We start from the raw sequence: 6390 nt of genomic DNA, 5'->3' as shown, positions 1-6390 counted from the left end.
CGCAAACCTGTAGCGGCGCACACGCAACAACATGGTTTATAGCGATACTTTCAGAATAATTACTTTGCTAAACTGGCGCCGGTTCTTGCCAAGGAGATCACACATGAAGATTAAAAAAGCTGCGCTGCTGCTCGCGACTCTCGGACTGTTTACGGTTGGCGCGCATGCGCAAGACGCTGGTACGCTGAAAAAGATCAAGGACACGGGTGTCATTTCGCTGGGTCATCGCGAATCGTCGATCCCGTTTTCGTATTACGACGACAAGCAGAACGTCATCGGTTACTCGCAGGAATTCGCCCTGAAAGTGGTGGAGGCGGTGAAGCAGAAGCTGAACATGCCGAACCTGAAGGTGAAGCTCACGCCAGTCACGTCGCAAAACCGTATTCCGCTGGTGCAGAACGGCACCGTCGACATGGAATGCGGCTCGACCACGAACAATGCTGAACGCCAGCAACAGGCTGCCTTCTCGAACACGATCTTCGTGATCGGCACGCGCCTGATGACCAAGAAAGACTCCGGCATCAAGGACTGGGCCGACCTGAAGGGCAAGACGGTCGTCACGACCGCCGGCACCACGTCCGAGCGCCTGCTTCGCAAGATGAACCAGGACAAGAGCATGGGCATGAACATCATCAGCGCGAAGGACCACGGCGAGTCGTTCCTGACGCTCTCCACGGGCCGCGCCGCTGCCTTCATGATGGACGACGCACTGCTCGCGGGCGAACGCGCAAAGTCGAACAATCCGGCCGATTTCGTGATCGTCGGCACGCCGCAATCGCATGAAGCGTACGGCTGCATGATTCGCAAGAACGATCCGGAATTCAAGAAGGTCGTCGACGACGCGATCGCCAAGGTCGAAACCTCGGGCGAAGCCGACGCGATCTACAAGAAGTGGTTCGAATCGCCGATCCCGCCGAAGGGCCTGAACCTGAACTTCCCGGAAAGCGACGATATCAAGGCGCTCTACAAGAGCCCGAATGACAAGGCAATCGATTAAACCTTAGCTGTTTTTTTGAAACGCTGAACGAAACGGAAGGGGCCACGCGCTTCTTCCGTTTCTTTTTGCTGGAGTCTTGGTCATGTCATATCACTGGAACTGGGGCATTCTGCTGAGTCCCGTCTCCACCGGCGAGCCGACCACGTATCTGGGCTGGCTGCTGTCGGGCTTCTGGGTGACGATTACCGTGTCGCTGTCGGCGTGGGTGATCGCGCTGATCGTCGGTTCGTTGTTCGGCGTGCTGCGCACGGTGCCGAATAAATGGGCGTCGGGCATCGGTACGCTCTATGTCGCGATTTTCCGTAACATCCCGCTGATCGTGCAGTTCTTCATCTGGTATCTCGTGATACCGGAGTTGCTGCCTGTTTCGATCGGCAACTGGTTCAAGCAACTGCCGCCAAGCGCGCAGTTTTTCTCTTCGTCGATTATCTGTCTCGGGCTTTTTACCGCCGCGCGCGTATGCGAGCAGGTGCGCTCGGGTATCAATGCGTTGCCGAAGGGCCAGCGCGCCGCGGGTCTCGCCATGGGCTTCACGCAATGGCAGACGTATCGCTATGTGCTGCTGCCGGTCGCGTACCGGATCATCGTGCCGCCGCTGACTTCCGAGTTTCTGAATATCTTCAAGAACTCGGCAGTGGCGTCGACCATCGGTCTGCTCGATCTGTCCGCTCAGGCGCGCCAACTGGTCGACTACACGTCGCAGACATATGAGTCGTTCATCGCGGTCACGATAGCCTACATGCTGATCAATCTGGTCGTGATGCAACTCATGCGCTGGGTCGAAGCCAAGACCCGGTTGCCCGGCTATATCGGAGGCAAGTAATGCACCATTTCGACTGGAGCGGTATTCCGGGCGCATTGCCTACGCTATGGACCGGCGCCATCGTCACGCTCAAGATCACGCTGATCGCGATCGTGTTCGGCATCGTTTGGGGCACCATTCTCGCGATGTTGCGGCTGTCGTCGTTCAAACCCTTCGAGTGGTTCGCGAAGGGCTACGTGACGATCTTCCGTTCGATCCCACTGGTGATGGTGCTGCTGTGGTTCTTCCTGATCGTGCCGCAAGTGCTGCAAAACGTGCTCGGTTTGTCGCCGGATATCGACATTCGCCTCGCGTCGGCCATGGTCGCTTTCTCGCTGTTCGAGGCGGCGTACTATTCGGAGATCATCCGTGCCGGCATTCAGTCGGTGCCACGCGGGCAGGTCAATGCGGCGTTCGCGCTCGGCATGAGCTACTCGCAGGCCATGCGTCTGATCGTGCTGCCGCAGGCGTTCCGCGCGATGGTGCCGCTGCTGCTCACGCAAGGTATCGTGCTGTTTCAGGATACGTCGCTCGTCTACGTGATCAGCCTCGCCGACTTCTTCCGCACCGCCACGAATATTGGCGACCGTGACGGTACGAATGTCGAGATGGTACTGTTCGCGGGCGCGTGTTATTTCGTGATCTGTGTGGTCGCGTCGAGCCTCGTCAAAGGTCTTCAGAAAAAGGTCGCAAGATGATCTCTATCAAGAATGTTTCGAAGTGGTACGGCCAGTTTCAAGTGCTGACCGACTGCACGACGGAAGTCAAAAAGGGTGAAGTGGTGGTGGTGTGCGGGCCGTCCGGCTCGGGCAAGTCCACGCTGATCAAAACCGTCAACGGCCTCGAGCCGTTCCAGAAGGGCGAGATCGTCATCAACGGGCAGTCGCTCACCGACAAGAAAACCAATCTGTCGAAGCTGCGTGCGAAGGTCGGCATGGTGTTCCAGCACTTCGAGCTGTTTCCGCATCTGTCGATCGTGCAGAACCTCACGCTCGCGCAGGTGAAGGTGCTCGGCCGCTCGAACGACGAAGCCACCGCGAAGGGTTTGAAGCTGCTAGATCGTGTCGGTCTGCGTGCGCACGCGGACAAGTTTCCGGGCCAGTTGTCGGGTGGTCAGCAACAGCGCGTGGCGATTGCGCGCGCGTTGTCGATGGACCCGATCGCCATGCTGTTCGACGAGCCGACCTCGGCGCTCGATCCAGAAATGATCAACGAAGTGCTCGACGTGATGGTCGAACTCGCGCAGGAAGGCATGACCATGATGTGCGTGACGCACGAAATGGGCTTTGCGAAGAAGGTCGCGCACCGCGTGATCTTCATGGACAAGGGCTTGATCGTGGAAGACGACCGCAAGGAAGACTTCTTCGCCAATCCGAAGTCGGATCGCGCGAAGGATTTTCTGGCGAAGATCCTGCACTGAGTTTGTCGTGGCGTCACGCCGTTTAGACGGCGTGGCGCGGGCAGAAAAAAAGCCGCTTCGGAAGAAGCGGCTTTGTTGTTTCTGGCGATTCGTTTTTTAGCGAATGCCCGCGCGCTCAGGACTCGAATGCGGCGGCGTCATCTGCGGCTTCGAGGTCGACTTCGGCTTCTGCATCGGGCAACACGCTAGTCGAAGCCGCGATCGTGCTTGCCGAAGCCGACGCATCCAGAGCAGGATTGCGCAGCTTTTCCAGCACCGAAGCCGGCACCGGCACATTGACGCGCCCGATCACGTCGCCGTGCTGGAACATCATCAGATCGCCGGGTTCGAAGGCGGTCCAGACTTCGTTGTCGGTTAGCGGCTTGGTGGCGATCACCGCGACGCGGTCTTCGGGCGTCGTGTATTTGGCGAAGTCGATCGATACGTCCGCGTCGACCAGATGCGCGGTGGAAAACGGCCAGCGCCGCACGATGTAGTGCAGATGCGTGGAGCAATGCGCGAACAGCGCCTGGCCATTCGACATCAGGAAATTGAACACACCGAACTGCGTGATTTCGCGTGTGAGGGTTTCGAGCGCTGCAAAGAGTTCGTTGAGCGGCGGCTGCTGCGCGCCGGGAAACGCCTTGCGCAAGCCTTCGAGCAACGCGCAGAACGCGAGCTCGCTGTCGGTCGTTCCGACCGGCTGATACACGCCTGTCAGTACCGGCGAATAATCTTTGAGGTCGCCGTTGTGCGCGAAGATCCAGTGGCGTCCCCACAGTTCGCGCATGAACGGGTGGCAGTTTTCCAGCAGGATGTGCCCTTGCGTCGCCTTGCGGATATGCGCGATCGTGTTCTTCGATTTGATCGGGTAGCGCTTGACCATTTCGGCGATCGGCGAGGTGGCCGATGATTGATGGTCGATGAACAGGCGGCAGGCTTTGTCTTCAAAGAAGGCGATGCCCCAGCCGTCGGCGTGGTGATCGGTGACGCCGCCGCGCGCCGCAAAGCCGGTGAACGAGAACGTGACGTCCGTTGGCGCGGCGCAGTTCATTCCGAGAAGTTGGCACATGTTGCGGGTAAGCCTGTGAACGGGGCGAGCCGTTACAATGATGATTTTCCAAGCATATCACCGAGCCAGAAACGCCAAATAGCAAATTGACGTGTGTTTATGCCGCAACCTTGCGGTTTGACCGCATAGATTGGCTTTTGTCGTCGAATCTCGTCCCCCGCCGCCATGACCGCTTCCAACGCTACTCTCGACTCCATCACGCTCGCCCGTCCGGACGACTGGCACTTACACGTCCGCGACGGCGCGATGCTGGCCGCCGTGTTGCCGGACACCGCGCGCCAGTTCGGCCGCGCGATCATCATGCCGAACCTGAAGCCGCCAGTCACGACCACCGCGATGGCGCAGGCGTATCGCGAGCGGATCGTCGCCGCGATCCCCGAAGGCGCGAAGTTCGAACCGCTGATGACGCTCTACCTGACCGACAACACGCCGCCCGACGAAATCCGCCGCGCGCGCGAAAGCGGCTTCGTGCATGGTGTGAAGCTTTATCCGGCGGGCGCGACGACCAATTCGGACGCCGGCGTCACCGACATCATGAAGTGCGCCAAGACGCTCGAGGTGATGCAGGAAGTGGGCATGCCGCTGCTCGTGCACGGCGAGGTGACGGATTCGTCGATCGATCTGTTCGACCGCGAGAAGGTGTTCATCGACCGGGTCATGACGCCGCTGCGCCGCGCGTTTCCGGCGCTGAAGGTGGTGTTCGAGCACATCACAACGAAAGACGCGGTCGACTATATCCGCGAAGCCGGCGTGGCGCCGGAACTGCTGGGCGCGACGATCACGGCGCATCACCTGCTGTACAACCGCAACGCGATCTTCCAGGGCGGCATTCGGCCGCATTACTACTGCTTGCCGGTGTTGAAGCGGGAGACGCATCGTGTGGCGCTGGTTGAGGCCGCGACGTCCGGTAATCCGCGCTTCTTCCTCGGCACGGACAGCGCGCCGCATCCGAAGGGGCTGAAAGAGCACGCGTGCGGCTGTGCGGGTTGCTATACGGCGCTGCATGCTTTGGAGCTTTACACGGAAGCTTTCGATAAGGCCAACGCGCTCGACAAGCTCGAAGGTTTCGCGAGCTTTTTCGGCGCTGATTTTTATGGCCTGCCGCGTAGCGCGGAGAAGGTCACGCTGCGTCGTGAAGAATGGACGCTGCCGGCCGAACTGCCGGTCGGCGATACGCCGGTCGTGCCGCTGCGCGGCGGCGAGTCGATCGGCTGGCGGCTGGTTTAAGGTTGCGGTAGATGCAGGCGTATGAAGCGGAGCCGCCGGGCTTCGCTGCAATCGACTGGGCCAAGCCGTGGTTCGCACCATTCGCCGAACGCGGCAAGCGCTGGCAGCAAGCCGCGCTGACGAGCTACGAGGCGTTGCTCGCCGAAATGAACGCCGATGCCGCCGAGATGCGGCAAAGCACAGGCGGCGGCCAGCGTCTCGCGTTCATCGCGCAGGACGAACTGCCGCCCGGCGCGGCGTACGAGGCACATATTGCGTCGACCGGCTGCGTGCCGACGCGCCACAATCTGCACGACCTCTTCAATGCATCGATCTGGTTTGCATTTCCGCGCATCAAGGCGGCGCTGAACGCGCGGCAGTCGGCGGCCATCGACGTGTTGGGCGTCGGTCCGACCCGCGGCGGCGTGCGCGACACGCTGACCTTGTTCGACGAGAACGCACTGCTGTTCGCTTGCGCGGATCCCGCTCTGAGCGCGGCATTGCGTGGCTTCGACTGGCACACGCTGCTGGTGGCTCGACGAGATGCATGGGGGACACGTTGCGAGGTCCGCTGCTTCGGTCATGCGTTGCTGGAAAAGCTGATTGCGCCATTTAAGGCCTGCACGGGGCATGCATGGATCATCGATGTGCCGGCGGCGTATTTCGAGTGGGACGCGGTGAAGCGAGACGCTTGGCTGGATGAGTCCGTCGCCGCTGCGCTGCTCGACACCGATGCGCTGACGAGCCGCATGTTTGCGCCGTTGCCCGTGCTGGGCATTCCGGGCTGGTGGCCGGAGAACGAATCGCCCGCGTTCTACGACGATACTTCTGTGTTTCGCGCGGGGCGTCGCGCGCGTTGAACGCGCTGAAGTGCGCCGCAAGATCCCTTGGCCATTCGGCTATTTCAGCCGTTG

At 60.4% G+C, this 6390-nt stretch carries 7 protein-coding genes; 6 read left to right on the top strand and 1 reads right to left on the bottom strand.

What is annotated here, in order from left to right; all coding sequences use genetic code 11:
* The first annotated feature begins 103 nt into the window (after nucleotides 1–103).
* From PQR32_RS37020 to PQR32_RS37005, 4 genes are all read left to right on the top strand, one after another.
* On the top strand, nucleotides 104–997 hold the full coding sequence (locus PQR32_RS37020; protein WP_408239339.1) for a glutamate/aspartate ABC transporter substrate-binding protein: 894 nt from the start codon (nucleotides 104–106) through the stop codon (nucleotides 995–997).
* Nucleotides 998–1079: 82 nt separating this feature from the next.
* Nucleotides 1080–1820 carry an amino acid ABC transporter permease gene (locus PQR32_RS37015; protein WP_408239336.1) on the top strand — a complete coding sequence of 247 codons (741 nt, stop codon included), beginning with the start codon at nucleotides 1080–1082 and terminating at the stop codon, nucleotides 1818–1820.
* Nucleotides 1820–2497, top strand: coding sequence for a glutamate/aspartate ABC transporter permease GltK (gene gltK, locus PQR32_RS37010; protein WP_408219013.1), 678 nt, complete (start codon nucleotides 1820–1822; stop codon nucleotides 2495–2497). The genes PQR32_RS37015 and gltK overlap by 1 nt, the downstream gene beginning before the upstream one ends.
* Nucleotides 2494–3219, top strand: coding sequence for an amino acid ABC transporter ATP-binding protein (locus PQR32_RS37005; RefSeq protein WP_012434314.1), 726 nt, complete (start codon nucleotides 2494–2496; stop codon nucleotides 3217–3219). Before gltK ends, PQR32_RS37005 begins: the two co-directional genes overlap by 4 nt.
* 115 nt (nucleotides 3220–3334) lie before the next feature.
* Here the strand turns inward: PQR32_RS37005 and PQR32_RS37000 are convergent, their stop codons facing one another.
* Nucleotides 3335–4270: a class II glutamine amidotransferase gene (locus PQR32_RS37000; RefSeq protein WP_408239332.1), complete on the bottom strand. Its 936-nt coding sequence runs from the start codon at nucleotides 4268–4270 to the stop codon at nucleotides 3335–3337.
* A 165-nt stretch (nucleotides 4271–4435) separates the two neighbouring features.
* Between PQR32_RS37000 and pyrC the strand changes: the two genes are divergently transcribed.
* Nucleotides 4436–5497: a dihydroorotase gene (gene pyrC / locus PQR32_RS36995; protein WP_408239329.1), complete on the top strand. Its 1062-nt coding sequence runs from the start codon at nucleotides 4436–4438 to the stop codon at nucleotides 5495–5497.
* Between the two features lie 11 nt (nucleotides 5498–5508).
* Nucleotides 5509–6336: a DUF3025 domain-containing protein gene (locus PQR32_RS36990; RefSeq protein ID WP_408239326.1), complete on the top strand. Its 828-nt coding sequence runs from the start codon at nucleotides 5509–5511 to the stop codon at nucleotides 6334–6336.
* The last annotated feature ends 54 nt before the right edge of the window (nucleotides 6337–6390 follow it).

It is taken from the genome of Paraburkholderia dipogonis, from assembly GCF_046027395.1.
Lineage (GTDB): Bacteria > Pseudomonadota > Gammaproteobacteria > Burkholderiales > Burkholderiaceae > Paraburkholderia > Paraburkholderia dipogonis_A.
This window is presented reverse-complemented; position numbering and strand designations above follow the sequence as displayed.

Excerpts from the sequence above, each read along its gene's own strand:
- PQR32_RS37020 (WP_408239339.1), top strand. The coding sequence starts at position 104 with ATGAAGATTAAAAAAGCTGCGCTGCTGCTCGCGACTCTCGGACTGTTT.
- PQR32_RS37015 (WP_408239336.1), top strand. The coding sequence starts at position 1,080 with ATGTCATATCACTGGAACTGGGGCATTCTGCTGAGTCCCGTCTCCACC.
- gltK (WP_408219013.1), top strand. The coding sequence starts at position 1,820 with ATGCACCATTTCGACTGGAGCGGTATTCCGGGCGCATTGCCTACGCTA.
- PQR32_RS37005 (WP_012434314.1), top strand. The coding sequence starts at position 2,494 with ATGATCTCTATCAAGAATGTTTCGAAGTGGTACGGCCAGTTTCAAGTG.
- PQR32_RS37000 (WP_408239332.1), bottom strand. The coding sequence starts at position 4,270 with ATGTGCCAACTTCTCGGAATGAACTGCGCCGCGCCAACGGACGTCACG.
- pyrC (WP_408239329.1), top strand. The coding sequence starts at position 4,436 with ATGACCGCTTCCAACGCTACTCTCGACTCCATCACGCTCGCCCGTCCG.
- PQR32_RS36990 (WP_408239326.1), top strand. The coding sequence starts at position 5,509 with ATGCAGGCGTATGAAGCGGAGCCGCCGGGCTTCGCTGCAATCGACTGG.